This window comes from Serratia sp. TSO36 (assembly GCF_057808395.1).
Genome location: NZ_JBJZOU010000024.1, coordinates 397,191 through 420,251, shown reverse-complemented (window position 1 = coordinate 420,251; position 23,061 = coordinate 397,191). Strand labels below are relative to the sequence as shown.

At 61.7% G+C, this 23,061-nt stretch carries 23 protein-coding genes; 16 read left to right on the top strand and 7 right to left on the bottom strand.

Annotation, left to right across the window (positions count from 1 at the left end):
• The first annotated feature begins 91 nt into the window (after positions 1-91).
• The 3 genes from ACK3CV_RS22705 to pspG all read left to right on the top strand — a co-directional run bounded on the left by ACK3CV_RS22705 (position 92) and on the right by pspG (position 2,161).
• Positions 92-664, top strand: coding sequence for a sugar O-acetyltransferase (locus ACK3CV_RS22705; protein ID WP_033636202.1), 573 nt, complete (start codon positions 92-94; stop codon positions 662-664).
• A gap of 110 nt (positions 665-774) precedes the next feature.
• Positions 775-1,785: a tRNA dihydrouridine(20/20a) synthase DusA gene (dusA, locus tag ACK3CV_RS22700; protein ID WP_033636201.1), complete on the top strand. Its 1,011-nt coding sequence runs from the start codon at positions 775-777 to the stop codon at positions 1,783-1,785.
• Between the two features lie 157 nt (positions 1,786-1,942).
• Positions 1,943-2,161: an envelope stress response protein PspG gene (gene pspG / locus ACK3CV_RS22695; protein WP_033636200.1), complete on the top strand. Its 219-nt coding sequence runs from the start codon at positions 1,943-1,945 to the stop codon at positions 2,159-2,161.
• 300 nt (positions 2,162-2,461) lie between these two features.
• Here pspG and ACK3CV_RS22690 read toward each other — a convergent pair whose 3' ends face one another.
• On the bottom strand, positions 2,462-3,445 hold the full coding sequence (locus ACK3CV_RS22690) for a quinone oxidoreductase (protein ID WP_164141743.1): 984 nt from the start codon (positions 3,443-3,445) through the stop codon (positions 2,462-2,464).
• Between the two features lie 167 nt (positions 3,446-3,612).
• Between ACK3CV_RS22690 and dnaB the strand changes: the two genes are divergently transcribed.
• Together dnaB and alr are read left to right on the top strand one after the other, a co-directional pair.
• On the top strand, positions 3,613-5,037 hold the full coding sequence (dnaB, locus tag ACK3CV_RS22685; protein ID WP_164141741.1) for a replicative DNA helicase: 1,425 nt from the start codon (positions 3,613-3,615) through the stop codon (positions 5,035-5,037).
• Positions 5,038-5,054: 17 nt separating this feature from the next.
• Positions 5,055-6,134 (top strand): alanine racemase, encoded by a 1,080-nt coding sequence (gene alr / locus ACK3CV_RS22680; RefSeq protein WP_039569648.1) that lies wholly within the window; start codon positions 5,055-5,057, stop codon positions 6,132-6,134.
• Positions 6,135-6,178: 44 nt separating this feature from the next.
• On the opposite strand, the gene ACK3CV_RS22675 is transcribed toward alr, so the two are convergent.
• Positions 6,179-6,946, bottom strand: a complete 768-nt coding sequence (locus tag ACK3CV_RS22675) for a transporter substrate-binding domain-containing protein (RefSeq protein ID WP_033636197.1) — start codon at positions 6,944-6,946, stop codon at positions 6,179-6,181.
• Between the two features lie 215 nt (positions 6,947-7,161).
• On the opposite strand from ACK3CV_RS22675, the gene ACK3CV_RS22670 reads away from it, so the two are divergent.
• The 5 genes from ACK3CV_RS22670 to maa all read left to right on the top strand — a co-directional run bounded on the left by ACK3CV_RS22670 (position 7,162) and on the right by maa (position 10,513).
• A complete protein-coding gene (locus tag ACK3CV_RS22670) occupies positions 7,162-7,629 on the top strand; it encodes an Lrp/AsnC family transcriptional regulator (RefSeq protein WP_004936775.1) in 468 nt (155 codons plus the stop codon).
• 82 nt (positions 7,630-7,711) lie between these two features.
• Positions 7,712-8,905 carry an amino acid aminotransferase gene (locus tag ACK3CV_RS22665; protein ID WP_033636195.1) on the top strand — a complete coding sequence of 398 codons (1,194 nt, stop codon included), beginning with the start codon at positions 7,712-7,714 and terminating at the stop codon, positions 8,903-8,905.
• 126 nt (positions 8,906-9,031) lie between these two features.
• Entirely contained in the window at positions 9,032-9,448 is a 417-nt protein-coding gene (locus tag ACK3CV_RS22660; RefSeq protein ID WP_004936779.1) for a secondary thiamine-phosphate synthase enzyme YjbQ, read from the top strand.
• A 4-nt stretch (positions 9,449-9,452) separates the two neighbouring features.
• Positions 9,453-9,806: an MmcQ/YjbR family DNA-binding protein gene (locus ACK3CV_RS22655; RefSeq protein WP_164141739.1), complete on the top strand. Its 354-nt coding sequence runs from the start codon at positions 9,453-9,455 to the stop codon at positions 9,804-9,806.
• Between the two features lie 149 nt (positions 9,807-9,955).
• Complete coding sequence (gene maa, locus ACK3CV_RS22650) at positions 9,956-10,513, top strand: maltose O-acetyltransferase (protein ID WP_164141737.1); 558 nt, start codon at positions 9,956-9,958, stop codon at positions 10,511-10,513.
• 30 nt (positions 10,514-10,543) lie between these two features.
• On the opposite strand, the gene ACK3CV_RS22645 is transcribed toward maa, so the two are convergent.
• Together ACK3CV_RS22645 and uvrA are read right to left on the bottom strand one after the other, a co-directional pair.
• Complete coding sequence (locus ACK3CV_RS22645; RefSeq protein WP_164141735.1) at positions 10,544-11,596, bottom strand: NAD(P)-dependent alcohol dehydrogenase; 1,053 nt, start codon at positions 11,594-11,596, stop codon at positions 10,544-10,546.
• Between the two features lie 228 nt (positions 11,597-11,824).
• Entirely contained in the window at positions 11,825-14,653 is a 2,829-nt protein-coding gene (uvrA, locus tag ACK3CV_RS22640; RefSeq protein WP_033636192.1) for an excinuclease ABC subunit UvrA, read from the bottom strand.
• Between the two features lie 277 nt (positions 14,654-14,930).
• Here uvrA and ssb1 point away from each other — a divergent pair, with 277 nt between their 5' ends.
• Entirely contained in the window at positions 14,931-15,461 is a 531-nt protein-coding gene (ssb1, locus tag ACK3CV_RS22635) for a single-stranded DNA-binding protein SSB1 (RefSeq protein ID WP_004936793.1), read from the top strand.
• Positions 15,462-15,523: 62 nt separating this feature from the next.
• On the opposite strand, the gene ACK3CV_RS22630 is transcribed toward ssb1, so the two are convergent.
• Positions 15,524-16,273 carry a 3-oxoacyl-ACP reductase family protein gene (locus ACK3CV_RS22630; protein WP_039569629.1) on the bottom strand — a complete coding sequence of 250 codons (750 nt, stop codon included), beginning with the start codon at positions 16,271-16,273 and terminating at the stop codon, positions 15,524-15,526.
• A gap of 149 nt (positions 16,274-16,422) precedes the next feature.
• Entirely contained in the window at positions 16,423-16,683 is a 261-nt protein-coding gene (bhsA, locus tag ACK3CV_RS22625; RefSeq protein ID WP_033636189.1) for a multiple stress resistance protein BhsA, read from the bottom strand.
• A 196-nt stretch (positions 16,684-16,879) separates the two neighbouring features.
• Between bhsA and ACK3CV_RS22620 the strand changes: the two genes are divergently transcribed.
• From ACK3CV_RS22620 to ACK3CV_RS22600, 5 genes are all read left to right on the top strand, one after another.
• Positions 16,880-17,323 (top strand): lipocalin-like domain-containing protein, encoded by a 444-nt coding sequence (locus tag ACK3CV_RS22620; protein ID WP_164141733.1) that lies wholly within the window; start codon positions 16,880-16,882, stop codon positions 17,321-17,323.
• Positions 17,320-17,988, top strand: a complete 669-nt coding sequence (locus ACK3CV_RS22615) for a glutathione S-transferase family protein (protein WP_033649718.1) — start codon at positions 17,320-17,322, stop codon at positions 17,986-17,988. The genes ACK3CV_RS22620 and ACK3CV_RS22615 overlap by 4 nt, the downstream gene beginning before the upstream one ends.
• A 47-nt stretch (positions 17,989-18,035) precedes the next feature.
• On the top strand, positions 18,036-18,443 hold the full coding sequence (locus tag ACK3CV_RS22610; protein WP_039569623.1) for a VOC family protein: 408 nt from the start codon (positions 18,036-18,038) through the stop codon (positions 18,441-18,443).
• Positions 18,444-18,775: 332 nt separating this feature from the next.
• The gene (locus tag ACK3CV_RS22605; RefSeq protein WP_033636185.1) at positions 18,776-20,137 is read left to right on the top strand and encodes an NCS2 family permease; all 1,362 of its coding nucleotides are present in this window, start codon (positions 18,776-18,778) and stop codon (positions 20,135-20,137) included.
• A gap of 197 nt (positions 20,138-20,334) precedes the next feature.
• Positions 20,335-21,984 carry a Na+/H+ antiporter gene (locus tag ACK3CV_RS22600; RefSeq protein WP_033636184.1) on the top strand — a complete coding sequence of 550 codons (1,650 nt, stop codon included), beginning with the start codon at positions 20,335-20,337 and terminating at the stop codon, positions 21,982-21,984.
• Positions 21,985-22,060: 76 nt separating this feature from the next.
• On the opposite strand, the gene ACK3CV_RS22595 is transcribed toward ACK3CV_RS22600, so the two are convergent.
• Positions 22,061-22,948 (bottom strand): LysR family transcriptional regulator, encoded by an 888-nt coding sequence (locus ACK3CV_RS22595; RefSeq protein WP_025304429.1) that lies wholly within the window; start codon positions 22,946-22,948, stop codon positions 22,061-22,063.
• Positions 22,949-23,061 lie beyond the last annotated feature (113 nt).

Here is a 23,061-nt window from a genome sequence, read left to right as displayed (position 1 = left end):
CAAATCAACATTGCCGGTTTTAGCGCTGGAGAGCGGCGGGCGAGAGCGGTATAACGCGCTTCACCCGCGTGATGAGCAGGAGCCTTGTGCGATGACGGAAAGAGAGAAGCTGTTAAGCGGCCAGGTGTACAACAGCCGCGATGAAGAATTGATTGCTATGTACCATCGGGCCAGGGCGTTGACCAAAAGCCTGGGCGAGCTGGATTCGCATCAGACGGACGAGAAAAACCGTCTGCTGGGCGAACTGTTCGGCGCCTGGGGCGAGGCGAGCTGGATCGAAACGCCGTTCTGGTGCGACTACGGGCAGCATGTCCGCATCGGCAAGAACTGTTTTATCAACGTCAATGCGGTGTTCCTCGACTGCAATACCATCACCATCGGCGACAACACGCTGATCGGCCCCAACGTGCAAATCTACACGCCGAGTCATCCGCTGAAGGCCGGTGAACGCTTTACCGGTGACCCGGCTTTCCCTTTCCGCACCTCGGCGCAGCCGGTGTCCATCGGCAGCAATGTGTGGATCGGCGGTAACGTGGTGATCTTGCCCGGAGTGACCATCGGCGACGGCACCACTATCGGCGCGGGCAGCATCGTGACCGGCGACATCCCGGCCAACGTGCTGGCGCTGGGGCAGCCGTGCCGGGTTATCCGCGCGTTGGAATAGGGCGCAGATAAGGCGGTTTTCCCAACGGCGCCGATTGTCGTTATAATAGCCGTTTGCGGCCGCGCGCCGTTCGTTGAACCCAGACAGACTCAGGTAGCCAGTAACTCAGCATGACGAAAGACAACCACGCCCCAACCTACGCCGCCAATCGTTTCTCCATCGCGCCGATGCTCGACTGGACCGATCGTCATTGCCGTTACTTCCACCGCCTGCTGACCAAGGAAACGCTGCTGTACACCGAAATGGTGACCACCGGCGCGATCATCCACGGCAAAGGCGACTACCTGGCCTACAGCGAAGAAGAGCATCCGGTGGCGCTGCAGCTGGGCGGCAGCGATCCGGCCGCGCTGGCGCACTGCGCCAAACTGGCGGAGCAGCGCGGTTACGACGAGATTAACCTCAACGTCGGCTGCCCGTCCGATCGCGTGCAAAACGGCATGTTCGGCGCCTGTTTGATGGGGCAGGCGACGCTGGTCGCCGACTGCATCAAGGCGATGCGCGACGTGGTGTCGATCCCGGTGACGGTGAAGACCCGCATCGGCATCGACGATCAGGACAGCTACGCCTTCCTGTGCGACTTTATCGAGACCGTCGCCGGGCGCGGTGAGTGCGACATGTTCACCATCCACGCGCGCAAGGCCTGGCTCTCCGGCCTCAGCCCGAAAGAGAACCGCGAAGTGCCGCCGCTGGACTATCCGCGCGTCTATCAGCTGAAACGGGATTTCCCTGCGTTGACCATCGCCATCAACGGCGGGGTGAAAACGCTGGAGGAGGCGCGGCAGCACCTGCAGCATCTGGACGGCGTGATGATGGGGCGCGAAGCGTACCAGAATCCGGGCATCCTGGCGCGGGTCGACAGCGAACTGTTCGGCGCGCAGACCGCAGTGCCGGACAGCGTGGCGATCGTCGAAGCGCTGTATCCGTATATCGAGCGCGAGCTGTCCAACGGCACCTATCTCGGCCACATCACCCGCCACATCCTCGGTTTGTTCCAGGGCGTGCCGGGCGCGCGCCAGTGGCGTCGCCACCTGAGCGAGAACGCCCACAAGCCGGGCGCCGATGCGCGGGTGGTGGAGCAGGCGCTGGCGCTGGTGCGTCAGCCGCGTGTCGAAATGGCGTAACCCACAAAAATTTTGACCAACAGTTAGTGTTTTTCGCCAGGCATTCGGCGCGTTGCCGGATGCCTGCCCCGTTCTTTCAATAGGTTAGCACTTTCGCCGTTCTGGCACGCTTCTTGTAATCCACTCTGCAGATACGTTGAGTTGCAAAGGAGCAATCATGTTGGAAATCTTCTTTCTCATTGGCTTTGTGGTGATGCTGATGGTGACCGGCATCTCGCTGCTGGGGATCTTCGCTGCGCTGTTGGCGGCGGCGGCGTTCATGCTGGTGGGCGGGTTGTTCGCGGTGGTCATCAAGCTGCTGCCGTGGCTGATTTTGGCGGTGGTCGGGGTATGGATTTACCGCGCGATGCAGAAACCGCAGGCCAGGCGTTACTGATTTTTTGCTGAATAATCAGACAGTCACACTGAAACTTGCACGATTTTTCGCACCGCGAATGCGGCAACGATCACAGCTTGGCAGTTTTCCCCGGCGATGTGGCACATAAAGCGTGTTTTTTGCCGGATGGGGCTGTTAGGATGTTTGTCGATGCAGTGATGCGACCGATTTCATCACCGTGAGAGACAACCAAAATTCGTGTTGCTGAAGCAACCCCCTGTCTCTGGCGGACTCTGCTCTACCCCTACAAAACGCAGTAACAGAAAGGGCTCCGCAAGGAGCCCTTTTCTTTGGCCGCTATCAGGGGATCAGCAGGCTGGAGCCGCTGGTGCTACGGCTTTCCAGCACCTGGTGCGCCCGCTGGGCGTCGGCCAGCGCAAATTTCTGCTCGTCTCTCACCTCCACCCGAATGGCGCCGCTGCCGATCAGTGAGAACAGCTCGTTGCTGGCGTATTGCAGTTCGGCGCGGTTGGTGACGTAGCCGTTGAGGGAAGGGCGGGTGACGTACAGCGATCCTTTCTGGTTGAGCAGCGCCAGATCGACGCCGGTCACCGGGCCGGAGGCATTGCCGAAGCTGACCATCAGGCCGCGGCGTTTCAGGCTGTTGAGCGAGGCCTGCCAGGTGCTTTGCCCCACCGAATCGTACACTACGCCAACTTTCTCGCCGTGCGTCAGCTCGGCCACCCGCTGGGCGATATCCTCTTTGTGGTAGTTGATGGTGGCCCAGGCGCCGGCCTGTTTCGCCAGCGCGGCCTTCTCGTCGGAGCCGACGCTGCCGATCAGGCGCGCGCCCAGCGCTTTGGCCCATTGGCAGGCGATAAGGCCAACCCCGCCGGCGGCGGCATGGAACAGGAACACTTCACCCGGCTGCACTTCGTGGGTCTGGCGCAACAGATAGTGCACCGTCAGCCCTTTGAGGAAAGAGGCGGCGCCCTGCTCAAAGCTGAGGTTGTGCGGCAGCAGCGCCACTTTTTCTTCCGGCACGTTGTGGATCTCGCTGTAGGCGCCGAGCGATGACTGCGCATACACCACCCGGTCGCCCGGTTTGATCGCGCTGACCCCGGCGCCGACCTTGATCACCACGCCGGCCGCCTCGGTGCCGAGGCCGCTTGGCAGGCTGGCCGGCGCGTACAGCCCGCTGCGCACATAGGTGTCGATGTAGTTGATGCCGATCGCCTTGTTCTCGATCTGCACTTCCCCGGCAGCCGGATCGAGCGGTGTAAAATCAACGTATTGCAAGACTTCCGGCCCGCCGGTGGCGGAGAATTGAATGCGCTTGGCCATATCGTTACCTCGTTGGAGTGTCTGATTTCACCCTATTCTTTTTAGTCTCGGAGATCCAGTTCGCCCGTGCGGGGTTCAATACCTTTTTTGCATCGGTTATGGCGCAAAAATCACGTATACTCTCGCGTCAGGATCCTTCATTCGCAACCGGATAAAGACTACGTTTCATGGCAGGAAAAAAACCAACCAACAAAACAAACTCGGACGAAACCAGAGAGCGTTCCAGAGATCGTCAGATGGAAGGGCTGAAGATGCCGCCGCACTCGCTGGAGGCCGAGCAGTCGGTGTTGGGCGGTTTGATGCTGGATAACGAGCGCTGGGACAACGTGGCGGAGCGCGTGGTCGCCAACGATTTCTTCAGCCGCCCGCACCGCCTGATCTTTACCGAGATGCAGCGTCTGCTGGAGATGAGCAAGCCTATCGACCTCATCACCCTGTCCGAATCGCTCGAACAAAAGGGCGAACTGGACTCGGTCGGCGGCTTCGCCTACCTGGCCGAGCTGTCGAAAAACACCCCGAGCGCCGCCAACATCGGCGCCTATGCCGACATCGTGCGCGAGCGCGCGGTGGTGCGCGAGATGATCTCGGTGGCTAACGAGATCGCCGACGCCGGCTACGATCCGCAGGGGCGCAGCAGCGAAGACCTGCTCGATCTGGCGGAATCCCGCGTCTTCCAAATCGCCGAGAACCGCGCCAGCAAAGACGAGGGCCCGAAGGGCATCGAGCGTATTCTGGAAGACACCGTGTCGCGCATTGAGCAGCTGTATCAGCAGCCGCACGATGGCGTGACCGGGGTCGATACCGGCTATCAAGACCTCAACAAGAAAACCGCGGGCATGCAAAAGTCCGATCTGATCATCGTCGCTGCCCGTCCATCGATGGGGAAAACCACCTTCGCCATGAACCTGTGCGAAAACGCCGCGATGACCCAGGAAAAACCGGTGCTGATCTTCAGCCTGGAGATGCCCGGCGAGCAGATCATGATGCGTATGCTGGCGTCGCTGTCGCGCGTGGATCAGACGCGCATCCGTACCGGCCAGCTCGACGACGAGGACTGGGCGCGCATTTCCAGCACCATGGGTATCCTGCTGGAGAAGCGCAACATGTACATCGACGACTCCTCCGGCCTGACGCCGACCGAAGTGCGCTCGCGCGCGCGGCGCATTTTCCGCGAGCACGACGGGCTTAGCCTCATCATGATCGACTACCTGCAGCTGATGCGCGTGCCGGCCCTGTCCGACAACCGTACGCTGGAGATCGCCGAGATTTCGCGCTCGCTGAAGGCGCTGGCGAAAGAGCTGCAGGTGCCGGTGGTGGCGCTGTCGCAGCTGAACCGAAGCCTGGAGCAGCGCGCCGATAAGCGCCCGGTCAACTCCGACCTGCGTGAGTCCGGCTCTATCGAGCAGGATGCCGACCTGATTATGTTCATCTATCGTGATGAGGTGTATCACGAGAACAGCGATCTGAAAGGGATCGCGGAAATTATTATCGGTAAGCAGCGTAACGGCCCGATCGGCACCGTGCGCCTTACCTTTAACGGCCAGTGGTCGCGTTTCGATAACTACGCGGGGCCACAATACGATGACGAATAATCAGCTAAGGAACTGAAATGAAAGCGGCAACCGCTGTAATCGACCGCCGCGCTCTGCGACATAATCTGCAACAGGTGCGCCGCCAGGCGCCGCAAAGCCGCCTGATTGCCGTTGTGAAAGCAAACGCTTATGGACATGGCCTGCTGGAAACAGCCCACACCTTGCAAGACGCCGACTGCTACGGCGTGGCGCGCATCGGCGAGGCGCTGATGCTGCGCTCCGGCGGCATCGTCAAACCGATCCTGCTGCTGGAAGGCTTCTTCTGTGCCGAAGATCTGCCGGTGCTGGTGGCGAACAACATCGAAACCGCGGTACACAGCATCGAACAGCTCGAAGCGCTGGAGCAGGCCGAGCTGGCGCGCCCGGTGCCGGTGTGGATGAAGCTCGATACCGGCATGCATCGGCTGGGGGTGCGCCCCGAACAGGCGGAAGCGTTTTATCAGCGCCTGTGCGCCTGCCGCAACGTGGCGCAGCCGGTCAATATCATGAGCCACTTCAGCCGCGCCGATGAGCCGGAATCCGACGCCACCCTGAAACAGATCGCCTGCTTCGAGCAGTTCGCGCGCGGCAAACCGGGCCAACGCTCGGTCGCCGCGTCCGGCGGCACGCTGCTGTGGCCGGATGCCCACAATGAGTGGGTGCGTCCTGGCATCATTTTGTACGGCGTGTCGCCGCTGGATAACGGCAGCGGCGCCGAGCATGGGCTGCAGCCGGCGATGACGCTGAAGTCCAGCCTGATCGCGGTACGCGAGCACAAGGCCGGCGAAGCGGTTGGCTACGGCGGCACCTGGGTAAGCCCGCGCGATACCCGGCTGGGCGTGGTGGCGATGGGATACGGCGACGGCTACCCGCGCAGCGCGCCGACCGGTACGCCGATCCTGATCAACGGCCGCGAAGTGCCGATCGTCGGCCGGGTGTCGATGGACATGATTTCGGTCGATCTCGGGCCGGACGCCGCCGATAAGGTGGGGGATGAAGCGGTGCTGTGGGGCCAGGCGCTGCCGGTCGAACGCATCGCCGCCTGCACCGGCATCAGCGCTTACGAACTGATCACCAAGCTCACGCAGCGCGTGGCGATGGAATACATCGGCGACTGATGCGCAGCAGGGGCCGACGTGCGTCGGCCCCGTTTCTCAGCGGGTTACTTCTTTACCGCCAACCACTTATCGATAATCTTCTGATACTCGCCGGTCGCCTTGGCCAGGTGCAGCCACTGATCCACATACAGTTTCCAGCTCAAATCGTCGCGCGGCAGCATGTAAGCTTTCTCGCCGTACTGCATCGGTTTGCTCGGATTCACCGCGCACAGCTTCGGATAGCGCTTCTGCTGGTAGAGCGCCTCGGAGGCGTCGGTGATCATCACGTCCGCCTTGCGGTCTACCAACTGCTGGAAAATGCTCATGTTGTCGTGCGTCAGCGTCAGCTTGGCCTTCGGCAGATAGGCGTGCACGAAGGCTTCGTTGGTGCCGCCCGCCGGCTCCAGCAGGCGCACCGACGGTTTGTTGATCTGCTCGAGAGTGCGGTATTTCTTCACGTCGGTGCAGCGCACCAGCGGGATTTTGCCGTCGGTATCCAGCTTGTCGGCGAAGAACACCTGTTTTTGTCGCTCCAGCGTGACGGAGATGCCGCCCATCGCGATATCGCACTTGCCGGAGGTGAAGTCCGGCGTCAGGGTTTTCCAGCTGGTTTTCACCCACTTCACTTTGGCGCCCAGGCTCTTGGCCAGCGACTCCGCCATATCGATGTCGATGCCTTCATAGCCGCCGTCTTCCTTGAGGAAGGTATAGGGCTTGTAGTCGCCGGTGGTGCAGACCTCCAGGGTCTTTTGCTGCAGCACCTTGTCCAGGTGGGATTGCGCGCCGGCGCCGCCGGCGGCGAGCAGCAGCGCGAGAGGGAGTAGCTTTTTCATCTGGCGTCCTTTTTATACATTCGTGGTTTTATGCGTTACTTCGCCGTTAATTGTCGTTTACCTGCATGAGTTAGCCGTTTTTTATGCCGCTTACCGGCGAAAACGCCGGGCGTTGCTGCTGTACGCGATTTAAGCGCCAGGGTGTGACGTCGGCAACGGTAAAAAAACTGGTAGGCTGTAACGTCAACATTTATTAACACAGTTTACAGGTGGCTATGTACAACATTGACGATTTTGATATGAAAATCCTGACGCTGTTACAGGCCAACGGCCGTCTGACCAATCAGGAACTGAGCGAGCTGGTCGGGCTCTCCGCCTCCCAATGTTCGCGGCGGCGCATCAGCCTGGAGCAGGCGCAGCTGATCCGCGGCTACCACGCGCGGCTGGCGCCGGAGGCGGTCGGCCTGGGGCTGGTAGGGCTGATCGAAGTCAGCCTGATCACGCACGCGCAGGAGCAGATCGACAGCTTTCATCAAATGCTGGAGGAGGTGGACGCGATCCTTGACGCTTACAAGACCACCGGCGACGCCGATTACCTGCTGAAAGTGGCGGTGGCGGACCTGCCGGCGCTGAGCGAGTTCATCAGCCAGACGCTGTCGCCGCACAAAAGCGTGGCGCATATCAAAACGGCGGTGGTGCTCAATCGCATCAAGGAAAACGGTTTGTTGCCGGTGGCGAGATAAAGCTAAAACCGAATGCGGTTTTCCGTCTATATTAGGAACGTAACGCTGTGCCCAAACCACAATAAACCAGGAGAAAACCCCCGTGTTCCAGAACGTTGACGCCTATGCCGGCGATCCCATTCTGTCGCTGATGGAAAAATTCAAACAAGACCCGCGCGCGCACAAGGTGAACCTGAGTATCGGCCTGTACTACGATGCGCAGGGCATCATCCCGCAGATGCGGGCGGTCGCCGCGGCGCAAGCGCAGTTGAACAGCGTCGAGCACGGCGCCTCGGTATACCTGCCGATGGAAGGGCTGCAACCCTACCGTTCCGCCATCCAGCAGCTGTTGTTCGGCGCGCAGCACCCGATGCTGCAGCAGGGGCGCATCGCCACCATTCAGACCGTCGGCGGTTCCGGCGCGCTGAAAGTGGGCGCCGACTTCCTGAAAAGCTACTTCCCGGATTCGCAGGTGTGGGTCAGCGATCCCACCTGGGAAAACCATGTTGCCATCTTCAGCGGCGCCGGTTTCAAGGTGAATACCTACCCGTATTTCGACGGCGAAAGCCTGGGCGTGAAGTTCGACGCCATGCTCGCTGCGCTGAAACAGCTGCCGAAGCACAGCATCGCGCTGCTGCACCCGTGCTGCCACAACCCGACCGGTTCCGACCTGACCCCTGCCCAGTGGGATGAGGTGGTCAAGGTGATCGCCGAGCGTGAAATCATTCCGTTCCTCGACATCGCCTATCAGGGCTTCGGCGGCGGCATGGAGCAGGATGCCTACGCCATTCGCGCCATCGCGGCGGCCGGCCTGCCGTGCCTGGTGAGCAACTCGTTCTCGAAGATCTTCTCGCTGTACGGCGAGCGCGTCGGCGGCCTGTCGGTGGTGTGCGAAAGCGAAGAGGCGGCCGGGCGCGTGCTGGGCCAGCTGAAGGCCACCGTGCGCCGCAACTACTCGAGCCCGCCGAACTTCGGCGCGCAGCTGGTGGCCAAGGTGCTGAACGACGCCCAGCTGAAAACCCAGTGGCTGGACGAAGTGGAGAGCATGCGCACCCGAATTCTCGAGATGCGCCACGCGCTGGTGGACACCCTGAAGAGTGCGCTGCCGCAGCGCAACTTCGATTACCTGCTGGCGCAGCGCGGCATGTTCAGCTACACCGGCTTCAGCGCGGCGCAGGTCGATCGCCTGCGTGAAGAGTTCGGCGTCTACCTGATCCACAGTGGCCGTATGTGCGTGGCCGGCCTGAACCACAACAACGTGCGTCAGGTGGCCGAGGCGTTTGCCGCGGTGCAGTAACGCCTGTTAGTCTGAACGGACGTTCATCGGGGAGCGATAGCGATATCGCTCCTTTTTTATTGCCGGCGCGCCGCCGAAGTTGCCGCAAACCGGAGAGAGAATATACTGATTGAGGGGCGCTCACTCATGTGGCATCAGCAAACGCTAATCCTCAGCGCAAAAGCGCGTGGCTTTCATCTGGTTACCGACGAGATCGTCAACCAGTTAACCCACTTACACCGCCTGCAAACCGGCCTGCTGCATCTGTTGCTGCAGCATACCTCGGCCTCGCTGACGCTCAACGAGAACTGCGATCCCACGGTGCGAGCCGATATGGAGCAGCATTTCCTGCGTCAGGTGCCGGAAAACGCACCCTATCAGCATGACTACGAAGGGCCGGACGACATGCCGGCGCACATCAAATCCTCGCTGCTGGGCGCTTCCTTGACGCTGCCCGTCAGGCACGGGCGGCTGATGTTGGGCACATGGCAGGGCATCTGGCTGGGGGAGCACCGCATCCACGGCGGAGCACGCCGTATTGTGGCCACGTTACAGGGGGAATAACCCAATGAATAACAGTGCATTGCTGGAGTACTGCATGGCGAAGCCGGGCGCGGAACAAAGCGACCAGAACCAGTGGCAGGCCAGCCAGATCAAGGTGGGCGACGTGATGTTCGCCATGGTGTGCGAGGTCAAAGGGCGGCCGGCGCTGGCGGTCAAGTCCAGCCCGGAGCTGGCGGAAAGCCTGCGCGAACACCATCCGGAGATCGTCGCCTGCGACGGCCTGAACAAGGCGCACTGGAACACGGTGTTTCTTGACGGCAACCTGCCGAACTCGCAGTTTTACACGCTGATCGACAGCTCCTATCAGCTGGTGGTGGAAGGCCTGCCCGAACACGTGCGCCAGGAACTGCACGCCTGATTGCCGGGCGGCGGCGCCGCCCGTTTTCTCTTGCTTTTTCATGTTAAAGCGTGATCGCGGTTTTAAGTTGGGAACGTTCCCTTTCTGTTGTCGGGCTAAAGCGGCTACGCTTGGGCATTCAAGAAACGCGGGTAAATAAGGAGGCCGACATGGCCATCAGCGAAGAAAAGCGCAAGATGATCGCCGGGGAACTGTACGACGCCGGCGATGACCTGCTGCGCAGCGAACGTCGGCGCGCGCGCCAGCTGACGCATCGCTATAACCACTCCTCGCCGGAAGAGGGCGAGCTGCGCAAACAGTGGCTGGGCGAGCTGCTGGGCGGCTATCAGGGCGGCACCATCGAGCCGACCTTCCGCTGCGACTACGGCTATAACATCTATCTGGGCAAGAACTTCTACGCCAACTTCGACTGCGTGATCCTCGACGTGTGCGAGGTGAATATCGGCGACAACTGCCTGCTGGCGCCGGGCGTGCATATCTACACCGCGACCCATCCGCTGGACGCCGAGACCCGCGTCGGCGGCGCGGAGTTCGGTATGCCGGTCTGGATTGGCGACAACGTGTGGATCGGCGGGCGCGCGGTGATCAATCCGGGCGTGACCATCGGCGACAATGCGGTCGTGGCCTCCGGCGCGGTGGTAACCAAAGACGTGCCGGCCAATTGCGTGGTGGGCGGTAACCCGGCCAGGATCATCAAGCAGCTATAAGAAACGGGCGCCGTTGGGCGCCCGCCGTCATCAGACCCGCAGCGAGTCGATATCCACCACGAAGCGGTACTTCACGTCGCTTTTCAGCATGCGCTCATAGGCTTCATTAATCTGCTGCATCGGGATCAGCTCGATATCCGACGTGATGCCGTGTTGGCCGCAGAAGTCCAGCATCTCTTGCGTTTCCGCGATGCCGCCGATCAGCGAGCCGGCGATGCGGCGGCGCTTCATGATCAGATTGAACACCTGCGGCGACGGGTGATTGTGCTCCGGCGCGCCGGCCAGCGTCAGGGTGCCGTCGCGGCGCAGCAGGTTGAGGAACGGATTCAGATCGTGCTGGGCCGCTACCGTGTTGAGGATGAAGTCGAAGCTGTTGACGTGCTGCGCCATCTCCTCCGGGTTGCGCGAAATCACCACTTCATGCGCGCCAAGACGCTTGGCGTCTTCGATTTTCGACGGCGAGGTGGTGAACAGCACCACGTGTGCGCCCATCGCCCGCGCCAGTTTGACGCCCATGTGCCCCAGCCCGCCGAGCCCGACGATGCCGACTTTTTTGCCTGGCCCCGCGCCCCACTGGCGCAGCGGCGAATAGGTGGTGATGCCGGCGCACAGCAGCGGCGCGACCCCGGCCGGATCGAGATTCTCCGGCACGCGCAGCACGAAGTCCTGATCTACCACCAGATCGGTGGAGTAGCCGCCGTAGGTCACGGCGCCGGTCTGGCGATCCTGACCGTTATAGGTGCCAGTGAAGCCGTTCTCGCAATACTGCTCCAGCCCCTCATCGCAGCTCGGGCAGCTGCGGCAGGAATCTACCATGCACCCGACGCCGACCAGATCGCCGACCCGGTAACGCGAGACGTGGCCGCCGACGGCGCTGACGCGGCCGACGATTTCGTGGCCCGGCACCACCGGGTAAATGGTATTGCTCCATTCATTGCGCGCCTGGTGCAGATCCGAGTGGCAGACGCCGCAGAACAGCACCTGAATTTGCACATCGTGGTCGCGCAGGGCGCGCGGCTGGTAATCGAAAGGCACCAGCGCAGACTTCGCATCATGCGCGGCATAGGCATGGGTAATGTTCATGGTCGCTCCAGTTATCAATGTATGGGGGACAACGCTTGGCCGGCAGCGAGTGCCGGTGAGACGCGGCCTGAGTCAGACAGGGCGGCCGCCGAGGGAACATTGATGATAAAAGCGGTGAGCGCGGAGGGAAATGCCTGAAAATGTCGAAATCTTGCCTGTTTCTGTTTGATTGCAGCGAAACGGGCCGGCGTGTGGGCCGCCTGAGCGACGGCCCGCACGCCGGCGGCACTACGGCTTCAACAGCGGTTTCAGGAAGCGTGCGGTGTGCGATTTTTCACACTCGGCCACGGTTTCCGGCGTGCCGGCCACCAGGATCTCGCCGCCGCCGCTGCCGCCTTCCGGCCCCAGATCGACGATCCAGTCGGCGGTCTTGATCACGTCCAGGTTATGCTCGATGACCACGATGGTGTTGCCCTGATCGCGCAGCTGATGCAGCACCGCCAACAGCTGTTGGATATCGGCGAAGTGCAGGCCGGTGGTCGGTTCGTCGAGGATATACAGCGTCTGGCCGGTGCCGCGTTTCGACAGCTCGCGCGCCAGCTTGACGCGCTGCGCCTCACCGCCGGAGAGCGTGGTGGCCGACTGGCCGAGACGGATGTACGACAGCCCGACATCCATCAGGGTCTGCAGCTTGCGCGCCAGCGCCGGCACCGCGTCGAAGAACTCGCGCGCTTCTTCGATGGTCATCTCCAGCACTTCGTGGATGCTCTTGCCCTTGTACTTCACTTCCAGCGTTTCGCGGTTATAGCGCTTGCCCTTGCACTGATCGCACGGCACGTAGATGTCCGGCAGGAAGTGCATCTCGACCTTGATCACCCCGTCGCCCTGGCAGGCTTCACAGCGCCCGCCCTTGACGTTGAAGCTGAAACGGCCCGGCGTATAACCGCGGCTGCGCGATTCCGGCACGCCGGCGAACAGCTCGCGCACCGGGGTAAAAATGCCGGTATAGGTGGCCGGGTTGGAGCGCGGCGTGCGGCCGATCGGGCTCTGATCGATGTCGATCACCTTGTCGAAATGTTCCAGGCCGGTCACTTCGCGGAACGGCGCCGGTTCGGCGATGGTGGCGCCGTTGAGCTGGCGCTGGGCGATCGGGAACAGCGTATCGTTGATCAGCGTCGATTTGCCGGAGCCGGAAACGCCGGTGATGCAGGTAAACAGCCCGACCGGTAGCGTCAGCGTCACGTCCTTCAGGTTGTTGCCGCGCGCGCCGCTCAGCTTCAGCACCTTGGTCGGATCGGCCTGCACGCGCTGCGCCGGAATGGCGATCTCGCGCTTGCCGCTGAGGAACTGGCCGGTCAGCGAGTCCGGCTGCGCCATGATGTCGTCGACGGTGCCTTCCGCCACCACCTGGCCGCCGTGTACGCCGGCGCCGGGGCCGATGTCGATCACGTGGTCGGCGGCGCGGATGGCGTCTTCGTCATGCTCCACCACGATCACCGTGTTGCCGAGGTTGCGCAGGTGGATCAGCGTTTCCAGCAGGCGCTCGTTGTCGCGCTGGTGCAGGCCGATCGACGGCTCATCCAGCACGTACATCACGCCCACCAGGCCGGCGCCGATCTGGCTGGCCAGACGGATGCGCTGCGCTTCGCCGCCGGAGAGCGTCTCCGCCGAACGGGACAGCGACAGGTAGTTCAGGCCGACGTTCACCAGGAATTTCAGGCGATCGCCGATCTCTTTCAGCACTTTTTCGGCGATCTTGGCGCGTTGGCCGCTGAGCTTCATGTTCTGGAAGAAGGTCATCGCATGGCCGATGCTCAGATCGGAGATCTCCGGCAGCGTGGTGTCTTCGACGAACACGTTGCGCGCTTCTTCGCGCAGGCGAGTGCCGTGGCACGAGGCGCAAGGGCGGTTGCTGATGAACTTCGCCAATTCTTCGCGCACCGCGCTGGATTCGGTCTCTTTATAGCGGCGCTCCATGTTGTGCAGCACGCCTTCGAACGGATGACGGCGCACGGTGGTATCACCGCGATCGTTGATGTATTTGAACTCGATCGACTCTTTGCCGGAGCCGCTCAGCACCGCCTTCTGCACGTCGGCGCTCAGGGTGTTGAACGGCGCTTCGACATCGAACTCATAGTGCTCCGCCAGCGAGCGCAGCATCTGGAAGTAATAGAAGTTGCGGCGATCCCAGCCGCGGATCGCGCCGCCGGCCAGCGACAGCTCGGGGTTTTGCACCACGCGATCCGGATCGAAGAACTGCTGCACGCCCAGGCCGTCGCAGGTTGGGCAGGCGCCGGCCGGGTTGTTGAAGGAAAACAGGCGCGGTTCCAGCTCGCGCATGCTGTAGCCGCAGATCGGGCAGGCGAAGTTGGCGGAGAACAGCAGCTCGTCCGCTTTCTCGTCGTCCATGTCCGCCACCACCGCGGTGCCGCCGGACAGCTCCAGCGCGGTTTCGAACGATTCGGCCAAGCGCTGCGCCATGTCCTCGCGCACCTTGAACCGGTCGACCACCACTTCGATGGTGTGTTTCTTCTGCAGCTCCAGCTTCGGCGGATCGGACAGATCGCACACTTCACCGTCGATGCGCGCGCGGATATAGCCCTGGGCGGCCAGGTTTTCCAGCGTTTTGGTGTGCTCGCCCTTGCGGTCTTTCACCACCGGCGCCAGCAGCATCAGGCGCTTGCCTTCCGGCTGGCTCAGCACGTTATCGACCATCTGGCTGACGGTTTGCGCCGCCAGCGGCACATGGTGATCCGGGCAGCGCGGCTCGCCGACGCGGGCGAACAGCAGGCGCAGGTAGTCGTGGATTTCGGTGATGGTGCCGACCGTGGATCGCGGGTTGTGCGAGGTGGATTTCTGCTCGATGGAGATCGCCGGCGACAGGCCCTCGATATGATCGACGTCCGGTTTTTCCATCAGCGACAGGAACTGGCGCGCATAGGCGGAGAGCGATTCGACGTAGCGGCGTTGCCCTTCGGCATACAGCGTATCGAAAGCCAGCGATGACTTGCCGGAACCGGACAGGCCGGTGACGACGATCAGTTTGTCACGCGGGATGATCAGGTTGATGTTTTTCAGATTATGGGTTCGAGCACCACGAACTTCGATATTGTCCATTTACACTTCCCGTCTTGATGATACACCGCGCCTGTCGCGATTTTTGCGGGGGATTTTGTGATGGATCTCGCAAAAAACCGGCACAGCCAGGTCGAAACGCATAATTATGACACAAAAAAACCTGAATGAATATCCAGTATGTGAATGCAACAAGGTCGATTGAAAAGACAATTCTGGAATGCAATTCGCACTTATCAACACGGGTGTGGTTTCGCACTCAGCGTGGTAAACTGACGCGTTTATACTGTGTAGAAATCAATCATCGGGAGAAGTGCTCATGGCCAGCAGAGGCGTAAACAAAGTAATTCTGGTCGGGAATCTGGGTCAGGATCCAGAAGTCCGTTACATGCCGAACGGCGGCGCAGTGGCCAACATTACCCTGGCGACCTCCGAAAGCTGGCGTGACAAGGCGACCGGCGAACAGAAAGAGAAGACCGAGTGGCACCGCGTCGTGCTGTTCGGCAAACTGGCCGAAGTGGCGGGCGAATACCTGCGTAAAGGCTCTCAGGTCTACATCGAAGGCTCCCTGCAGACCCGTAAATGGCAGGATCAGAGCGGCCAGGATCGCTACACCACCGAGATCGTGGTTAACGTCGGCGGCACCATGCAGATGCTGGGCGGCCGTCAGGGCGGCGGCGCACCGGCTGGTCAATCTGCCGGCGGCCAGGGCGGTTGGGGCCAGCCTCAGCAGCCACAGGGCGGCAATCAGTTCAGCGGCGGCCAGCAGCAGTCGCGCCCGGCGCAGAACAGCGCTCCGGCGACCAGCAACGAACCGCCAATGGATTTCGACGACGATATCCCGTTCTGATATCCGGCCGTTTGCAGCCAAAAAAAAGCCCCTTCACGGGGCTTTTTGCATTTCAGGGATGGTTACGCCGAGAAGCCGCCGTCGATGCTCAGGCTGGCGCCGGTGATATAACCCGCCTGCGGGCCGGCGAGATAGGCGACGAAGCCGGCGATCTCTTCATCTTTGCCGTAGCGGCCGATCGCCATCAGTTGCTTGAGCTGCTCGGCGAACTCACCGGCGTCCGGGTTCATCTCGGTGTCTACCGGGCCGGGCTGCACGTTATTGACGGTGATGCCGCGCGGGCCGAGATCGCGCGCCATGCCTTTGGTCAGGCCGACCAGCGCCGATTTGCTCATCGCATACACCGCCGCGCCGCCGAACGGCACGCGCTCGGCGTTGGTGCTGCCGATGTGGATGATGCGGCCGCCGTCGTTCATGTGGCGCGCCGCTTCCTGGCTGGCGACGAACACGCTGCGCACGTTGACCGCCAGCATGCGATCCAGATCGTCCAGCGCCAGCTCCTCGGTGCTGCCCAGCGTAAACACCCCGGCGTTGTTCACCAGAATATCCAGGTTGCCGAACTGGCTGACCGCCTGGCGCACCGCCTGCTGCAGCGCCGCCGCATCGGCGCTGTCGGCCTTGATGGCGAGGGCTTTGCCGCCGGCGGCGGTAACGGCGCTTGCCACCGCTTCGGCGCGATCGGCCGAGGCGGCGTAGGTAAAGGCGACCGCGGCGCCTTCGCTCGCCAACCGTTTCACGATGGCGGCGCCGATGCCGCGTGAGCCGCCCTGGACGAACGCGACTTTGCCTTGCAGAGGTTGTGCTGTGGTCATGTTATTTCTCCAAAGTGGGTGAGGGTAAGGCGTTATTCCCAGTATCGGTGAAATGTCTGGCGGCCACTGTTCACAAAGAGCTTTGCCTGCCCACAACGAGAAAAGCCCCTTGCGGGGCTTCTTTCTTCCGTCGGTTGGCTGTTCGACGATCAGTTGAAGATTTCTGCGGTGCCGTACAGTTTGTTCTGGCCGCCGGCGGCGACGATGCGGTATGAGCTGGCGCCTGACGCAGCGGCTTTGCTGGCCAGTTCGCTTTCCAGCGCGCTCAGGTTGCTGGCGCCGCTAACGGAGACTACGCCGATTTTCTGGGCGTCTGCAGCGGGTTGGCTGGACGGCAGGTCAGCGGCGAAGGTAGCGAAAGATGCGGTAGCCAGCAGCGCAGCGGTAGCAAAAATTTTGACGTTTTTCATGATGTATTCCTCAGCGTATTGATTGGATGAGAGCCCGTTGTCTCTCGATGTATTAAATAGTAGTGCGACAGGCTGGAATAAAAAATCGGAGAGTTTTGAGTATCTCTGTCAAATAAACTGATTGTTTTTTCATCCGCTGGCGCGCGGTAAAAATCGCCACTACCCTTTACAGACGATCCTTAACCGGAGAAGCGTAATGACGGTAAACGCATTTATCGGCAGCTGGACGCTGGTGTCCTCGGCATTTGAGAACCAGGACGGCGAGCTGAATTACCCGCTGGGCGAGCAGGTGCTGGGGCGCATCCATTATGAGGCCAACGGCACGATGGCGGCGCAGCTTTACAGCGCCGTGCGGCCGCGTTTCGCCGCCGACGATTTGGCGCAGGGTTCAGAGCGGGAGATCCGCGCCGCCTTCATCAATATGATTTGCTACTTCGGCCGCTATCAGGTGGAGGAAAGCGAGCAGCGGGTGGTGCATCAGGTCGAAGGCTGCTCGTTCCCCAACTGGGTAGGCAGCCGTCAGGTGCGTTTTTACGCTTTCAGCGGCGATCGGCTGACGTTGCGCACGGTGCCCTTGCAGCTCGGCAACGGCGTGCAGGTGGGCGAACTGGTGTGGCAGCGGACAGGAGCTTCTTTATGATCATTGTTCATCATCTCAATCATTCGCGCTCGCAGCGCATTCTGTGGTTTCTGGAAGAGCTGGGCGTGCCCTATCAGGTGCAACGCTACGAACGCGATCCGCAGACCATGCTGGCGCCGGCGGCGCTGAAAAAGATCCACCCGCTGGGCAAATCACCGGTGATCGTCGACGGCGATCTGACGCTGGCGGAATCCGGCGCCATCATCGAATACCTGCAGGAAGCCTATGACGCGCAAGGGATGTTCATGCCGACCGACTTCCACGCGCGCCAGCAATACCGCTACTGGCTGCACTACGCCGAAGGATCGCTGATGCCGCTGTTGGTGATGAAACTGGTGTTCAGCCGCCTCGGCCAGCCGCCGATCCCCTGGCTGCTGCGGCCGGTGGCCGGCGCGATCGGCAAGGGCGTGCAGCGCGAATATCTCGACAAGCAGATCGCGCCGCACTGCGAGTATCTCGAGCAGCACCTGAACAAGGGCAGCTGGTTCGTCGGCAACGACTTCAGCGCGGCGGACATACAGATGAGCTTCCCGCTGGAGGCGATGGCGGCGCGCGGCGCGTTGGATGATTGCCCGAAACTGCGCGGCTTTCTGCAGCGCATTCACGCCCGGCCCGCCTACCAGCGGGCGTTGGAGCAGGGCGGCCCTTACGACCTGCTGAGTTAACCGGATGGGCTATACTCGATGGGGTCATTCTTCATCGGAGGTAGCCCATGGCTACGCAAATCTTCGTTAATCTGCCCGTACGCGATCTGCCCGCCTCGATGGCTTTTTTCACCCGCCTGGGTTTCACTTTCAACCCGCAATTTACCGATGACACCGCCGCGTGCATGGTGGTCAGCGACACGATTTACGTGATGCTGCTGACCCATGACAAATTCAGGGTGTTTACCCCGAACCCGATCGGCGACGCCAAACAGGCCACCGAAGTGCTGGTGTGCCTGTCGCAGCCCAGCCGGGCGGCGGTGGACGAACTGGTGCGCAAGGCGGTCGCCGGCGGCGGCAACACCTACCACCCGCCGCGGGACTACGGCGTGATGTACGGCCACGGTTTTCAGGATCTGGACGGCCATATCTGGGAATTGATGTATATGGATCCCGCTGCGGCGCAGGCGCAATAACCCTGCCGCGACGGCGTTCGCCGGGGCGCTCGTCGCCCCGGTTTTATCGTGCAGGCGCCATTTCCGCCGCTTTCTGCATAAATTGCCGCGATCTTTAGTTGATTAGACGCTAGGGAAGGCAGGATAATCGTTTGCCTTGAATAAACCACCATAAATCACCCGTACCGCGCGCTGCGAGTTAAACGTTTGCCTTGGTGCGCATCGCCGTTGGCGCTGCGACGGAAGGGCACGGATGCGGAACGTGACGTAAACGATTACGTGACGATCGGGCGCGGGCGAGATTACAGGCCTGCTGCGACGGGCCGATTCATGAAACACAGGGGAAGTAACCTATGTCGAACTCTCAAGCGAACCACGCCGCAAAACCAACCGGCGGGCTTGATGGCTATTTTAAAATTTCCGCGCGCGGCAGCAGCGTGCGCCAGGAGGTGGTGGCGGGGCTGACCACCTTCCTGGCGATGGTGTACTCGGTGATCGTGGTGCCGAGCATGCTGGGCAAAGCGGGCTTCCCGCCGGCGGCGGTGTTTGTCTCCACTTGCCTGGTGGCCGGTCTGGGCTCGCTGCTGATGGGGCTGTGGGCTAACCTGCCGATGGCGATCGGCTGTGCGATCTCGTTGACCGCCTTCACCGCCTTCAGCCTGGTGCTGGGCCAGCACATCAGCATTCCGGTGGCGCTGGGCGCGGTGTTCCTGATGGGCGTACTGTTTACCGTCATCTCGGTCACCGGTATCCGCGCCTGGATCCTGCGCAACCTGCCGATGGGCGTGGCGCACGGCACCGGCATCGGTATCGGTCTGTTCCTGCTGCTGATCGCCGCCAACGGCGTCGGCCTGGTGGTGAAGAATCCGCTGGATGGCCTGCCGGTGGCGCTCGGCGCGTTCACCTCCTTCCCGGTGGTAATGACGCTGGTGGGCCTGGCGGTGATCTTCGGCCTGGAAAAACTGCGCGTGCCCGGCGGCATTTTGCTGGTGATCATCGCCATTTCCATCATCGGCCTGATCTTCGACCCGGCGGTGAAATACCAGGGGCTGTTCGCCATGCCGAGCCTGGCGGACGCGGACGGCAAATCGTTGATCTTCAGCCTGGATATCATGGGCGCGTTGCAGCCGGTGGTGTTGCCGAGCGTGCTGGCGCTGGTGATGACCGCAGTGTTCGACGCCACCGGCACCATCCGCGCGGTGGCCGGGCAGGCCAACCTGCTGGATAAAGACGGGCAGATCATCAACGGCGGCAAGGCGCTGACCTCGGATTCCCTGAGTAGCATCTTCTCCGGCCTGGTGGGCGCCGCGCCCGCCGCGGTCTACATCGAATCCGCCGCCGGCACCGCCGCGGGCGGCAAGACCGGCCTGACCGCCACCGTGGTCGGCATTCTGTTCCTGCTGATCCTGTTCCTGTCGCCGCTGGCCTATCTGGTGCCGGTCTATGCCACCGCACCGGCGCTGATGTACGTCGGCCTGCTGATGCTGAGCAACGTCACCAAGCTGGACTTCAACGACTTCGTCGACGCGATGGCCGGCCTGCTGTGCGCGGTGTTCATCGTGCTGACCTGCAACATCGTTACCGGCATCATGCTGGGCTTCAGTTCGCTGGTCATCGGCCGCATCTTCTCCGGCGAATGGCGCAAGCTGAACATCGGCACCGTGCTGATCGCCGTGGCGCTGGTGGCGTTCTACGCCGGCGGCTGGGCGATTTAAGCCCCTCGGGTTTCCCTCGCCCGATGGGCGGGGGAAGCTGTCACGGCATTTCCCTTCTTAAGATAAGTCTTCTTCTGCTCTGCACCGCGTTTTGAAAGGCACAACAAGCTTTAACGGCTGTAAAAAAAGTGATCTACTATCGGGACCAACGCAGGCCCTGAGCCGATGTCGTCTGAATCGTAGAGTCTAAGGAAAGCATGGAAATCTTTTTTACAATCCTCATTTTGATCCTGGTGGTCTCCCTGTCCGGGGTGGTGACGCGCATGTTGCCGTTCCAGGTGCCGCTGCCGCTGATGCAAATCGCCATCGGGGCTCTGTTGGCCTGGCCGCATTTCGGGCTGCACGTCGACTTTGATCCCGAACTGTTCCTGGTGCTGTTCATTCCGCCGCTGCTGTTCGCCGACGGCTGGAAAACGCCGACGCGCGAATTCCTGCACCACGGGCGTGAAATTCTCGGCCTGGCGCTGGTGCTGGTGCTGATCACCGTGGTCGGCGTCGGCTATCTGATCTACGCCATGGTGCCGGGCATTCCGCTGGTGGCGGCCTTCGCGTTGGCGGCGGTGCTGTCGCCGACCGATGCCGTGGCGCTGTCCGGCATCGTCGGCAAAGGGCGCATTCCCAAGCCGATCATGGGCGTGCTCGAGGGCGAGGCGCTGATGAATGACGCGTCCGGCCTGGTGTCGCTCAAGTTCGCCATCGCGGTGGCGATGGGCACCATGGTGTTCACCGTGGGCGGCGCGACCCTCGAATTCCTCAAAGTGGCGATCGGCGGCCTGCTGGCCGGCGTGGCGGTCACCTGGACCTACAGTAAATCGCTGCGGGTGATGAGCCGCTGGAGCGGCGACGATCCGGCGACCCAGATCGTGTTCCTGCTACTGCTGCCGTTCGCTTCTTACCTGATCGCCGAACATATCGGCGTTTCCGGCATCCTGGCGGCGGTAGCGGCGGGGATGACCATCAGCCAGTCCGGCGTGATCCGCAACGCGCCGTTGGCGATGCGCCTGCGCGCCAACAGCGTGTGGGCGATGCTGGAATTCGTGTTCAACGGCATGGTATTCATCATGTTGGGCCTGCAGCTGCCGGGCATTCTTGAGACCTCCATCCTGCAGGCGGAGCTGGATCCGACCATCCAGACCTGGTACCTGTTCGCCGACGTGGCCACCATCTACGCCGCGCTGCTGGTGCTGCGTTTCACCTGGCTGTGGGTAATGAAGAAGGCCAGCAACCGCTTTATGAAAAAGCGCCCGCTGCAGTTCGGCGACTACAGCACGCGTGAGCTGTGGGTGGCGTCGTTCGCCGGGGTGCGCGGGGCGATTACCCTGGCCGGTGTGCTGTCGATACCGCTGTTGCTGAGCGACGGCACCGCCTTCCCGGCGCGCTATCAGCTGGTGTTTATCGCCGCCGGGGTGATCCTGCTGTCGTTGATCGTCGGCGTGCTGGCATTGCCGCTGCTGCTGCGCGGCGTGCAGGTGGCCGACAAGAGCGCCAGCAAGCAGGAAGAACGCATGGCGATCGCCATGGCGGCCGAAGTGGCGATCGAGAGCGTGAATAAAATGGAAGAGCGCCTGGTTGCCGATACCGAAGAGAACCTCGATCCGCAGGTGTTGAAAGAGGTCAGCTCGCGGGTGACGGGCATGCTGCGGCGGCGTATCGCCTCGAAAGACGACATCGAGAATGCGCTGGCGATGGAAAACCTCGAGCGGCGTTTCCGCCTGACGGCGCTGCGTGCCGAACGCGGCGAGCTGTACCATCTGCGCGCCACGCAGAAAATCAGCAACGAGACGCTGCAAAAACTGCTGCACGATCTCGACTTGCTCGAGGCGCTGCTGATCGAGCGCGAAGGGTAAGCTTCAGAAGAGGAATAAACGTTTTTCCTCTCTATTTCTGTCCCGAAGGGCCGCCTGTGCGGCCCTTGTTTTTTGGCTACTTGAGCGGCGGCCAGTAGTCGCGGCAGCAGGCGATCCAGGCCTGCGCGCTGTGCGACAGGTAGCTGCCCTGGCGCCAGATCAGGCCGATTTTCCACTCCATGCGTGGCTCCAGCGGCAGCCAGACCAGGTTTTCCTTGTCCAGCCAGCGGCAGACCGGCTCCGGCAGCATGGCGATGCCCACGCCGGCCTGCACCATCGAGGCGAGAAAGTCCCATTGGCCGCTGCGCACCGCGATTTGCGGTTCAAAACCGGCCTGGCGAAACGCCTTCATCAGCATCTTGTACAGCGCAAAGTCTTCGTTATAAATCAGGATCGGGCTGTCGGCCAATTCGGCGATATTGATGCGGGTGCGGTTGAGCCACTGCGGCGTGCGCGGCGCCACCACGCACATCGGGTGGCCCAGCAGCGGCAGAAAGGTCAGCGGCTGTTCCGAATCGAAGGGCAGCACCGTCATCGCCAGATCCAGTTCGCCGGACATCACCGCCTGTTCGACCGACAGCCCGCCCAGCTCGGAAATTTTCAATTCGATGCCGGGATAGGTCTGGCGAAAGCGGCGGATCAGATCGGCGATCTGCCTGCCCACCATCGGCGGAATGCCCAGCCGCAGCACGCCTTTTTTCACCGAGCTGATGTCTTCCAGCTCCGCCTCCAACTGGCGGAATTCGTCGAGGATCGTCAGGCCGCGCTGATACACCGCCTGGCCGCTGTCGGTCAGGCGCAGCTTGCGGCCTTCGCGGATCAGCAGCGTGCATTCCAGCTCCTCTTCCAGATGCCGCAGCATCTTGCTGATGGTGGGCTGGGTGACGAACAGTTTTTCCGCGGCGCGGGTGAAGCTTTGCTGGCGCACCACTTCAACGAAGTAGCGCAGGGTGCGGACATCCACGTTAGGGGCCTCCTTGAGGGCGCTACCGGCGGGAAACTATTCCCGGACGGCATGATGTCGATAATTTTAATTCATTTCAGGCGTGGTTTCCCGGCTGCGTATACTGTAGGCCG

Bases quoted from the DNA above. Each gene is read 5' to 3' on its own strand.
- ACK3CV_RS22605 (WP_033636185.1), top strand. From the start codon at position 18,776: ATGTCGAACTCTCAAGCGAACCACGCCGCAAAACCAACCGGCGGGCTT.
- ACK3CV_RS22610 (WP_039569623.1), top strand. From the start codon at position 18,036: ATGGCTACGCAAATCTTCGTTAATCTGCCCGTACGCGATCTGCCCGCC.
- ssb1 (WP_004936793.1), top strand. From the start codon at position 14,931: ATGGCCAGCAGAGGCGTAAACAAAGTAATTCTGGTCGGGAATCTGGGT.
- ACK3CV_RS22630 (WP_039569629.1), bottom strand. From the start codon at position 16,273: ATGACCACAGCACAACCTCTGCAAGGCAAAGTCGCGTTCGTCCAGGGC.
- alr (WP_039569648.1), top strand. From the start codon at position 5,055: ATGAAAGCGGCAACCGCTGTAATCGACCGCCGCGCTCTGCGACATAAT.
- ACK3CV_RS22615 (WP_033649718.1), top strand. From the start codon at position 17,320: ATGATCATTGTTCATCATCTCAATCATTCGCGCTCGCAGCGCATTCTG.
- ACK3CV_RS22645 (WP_164141735.1), bottom strand. From the start codon at position 11,596: ATGAACATTACCCATGCCTATGCCGCGCATGATGCGAAGTCTGCGCTG.
- ACK3CV_RS22660 (WP_004936779.1), top strand. From the start codon at position 9,032: ATGTGGCATCAGCAAACGCTAATCCTCAGCGCAAAAGCGCGTGGCTTT.
- ACK3CV_RS22705 (WP_033636202.1), top strand. From the start codon at position 92: ATGACGGAAAGAGAGAAGCTGTTAAGCGGCCAGGTGTACAACAGCCGC.
- ACK3CV_RS22620 (WP_164141733.1), top strand. From the start codon at position 16,880: ATGACGGTAAACGCATTTATCGGCAGCTGGACGCTGGTGTCCTCGGCA.
- dusA (WP_033636201.1), top strand. From the start codon at position 775: ATGACGAAAGACAACCACGCCCCAACCTACGCCGCCAATCGTTTCTCC.
- ACK3CV_RS22670 (WP_004936775.1), top strand. From the start codon at position 7,162: ATGTACAACATTGACGATTTTGATATGAAAATCCTGACGCTGTTACAG.
- ACK3CV_RS22675 (WP_033636197.1), bottom strand. From the start codon at position 6,946: ATGAAAAAGCTACTCCCTCTCGCGCTGCTGCTCGCCGCCGGCGGCGCC.
- uvrA (WP_033636192.1), bottom strand. From the start codon at position 14,653: ATGGACAATATCGAAGTTCGTGGTGCTCGAACCCATAATCTGAAAAAC.
- pspG (WP_033636200.1), top strand. From the start codon at position 1,943: ATGTTGGAAATCTTCTTTCTCATTGGCTTTGTGGTGATGCTGATGGTG.
- ACK3CV_RS22600 (WP_033636184.1), top strand. From the start codon at position 20,335: ATGGAAATCTTTTTTACAATCCTCATTTTGATCCTGGTGGTCTCCCTG.
- ACK3CV_RS22690 (WP_164141743.1), bottom strand. From the start codon at position 3,445: ATGGCCAAGCGCATTCAATTCTCCGCCACCGGCGGGCCGGAAGTCTTG.
- ACK3CV_RS22655 (WP_164141739.1), top strand. From the start codon at position 9,453: ATGAATAACAGTGCATTGCTGGAGTACTGCATGGCGAAGCCGGGCGCG.
- dnaB (WP_164141741.1), top strand. From the start codon at position 3,613: ATGGCAGGAAAAAAACCAACCAACAAAACAAACTCGGACGAAACCAGA.
- maa (WP_164141737.1), top strand. From the start codon at position 9,956: ATGGCCATCAGCGAAGAAAAGCGCAAGATGATCGCCGGGGAACTGTAC.
- bhsA (WP_033636189.1), bottom strand. From the start codon at position 16,683: ATGAAAAACGTCAAAATTTTTGCTACCGCTGCGCTGCTGGCTACCGCA.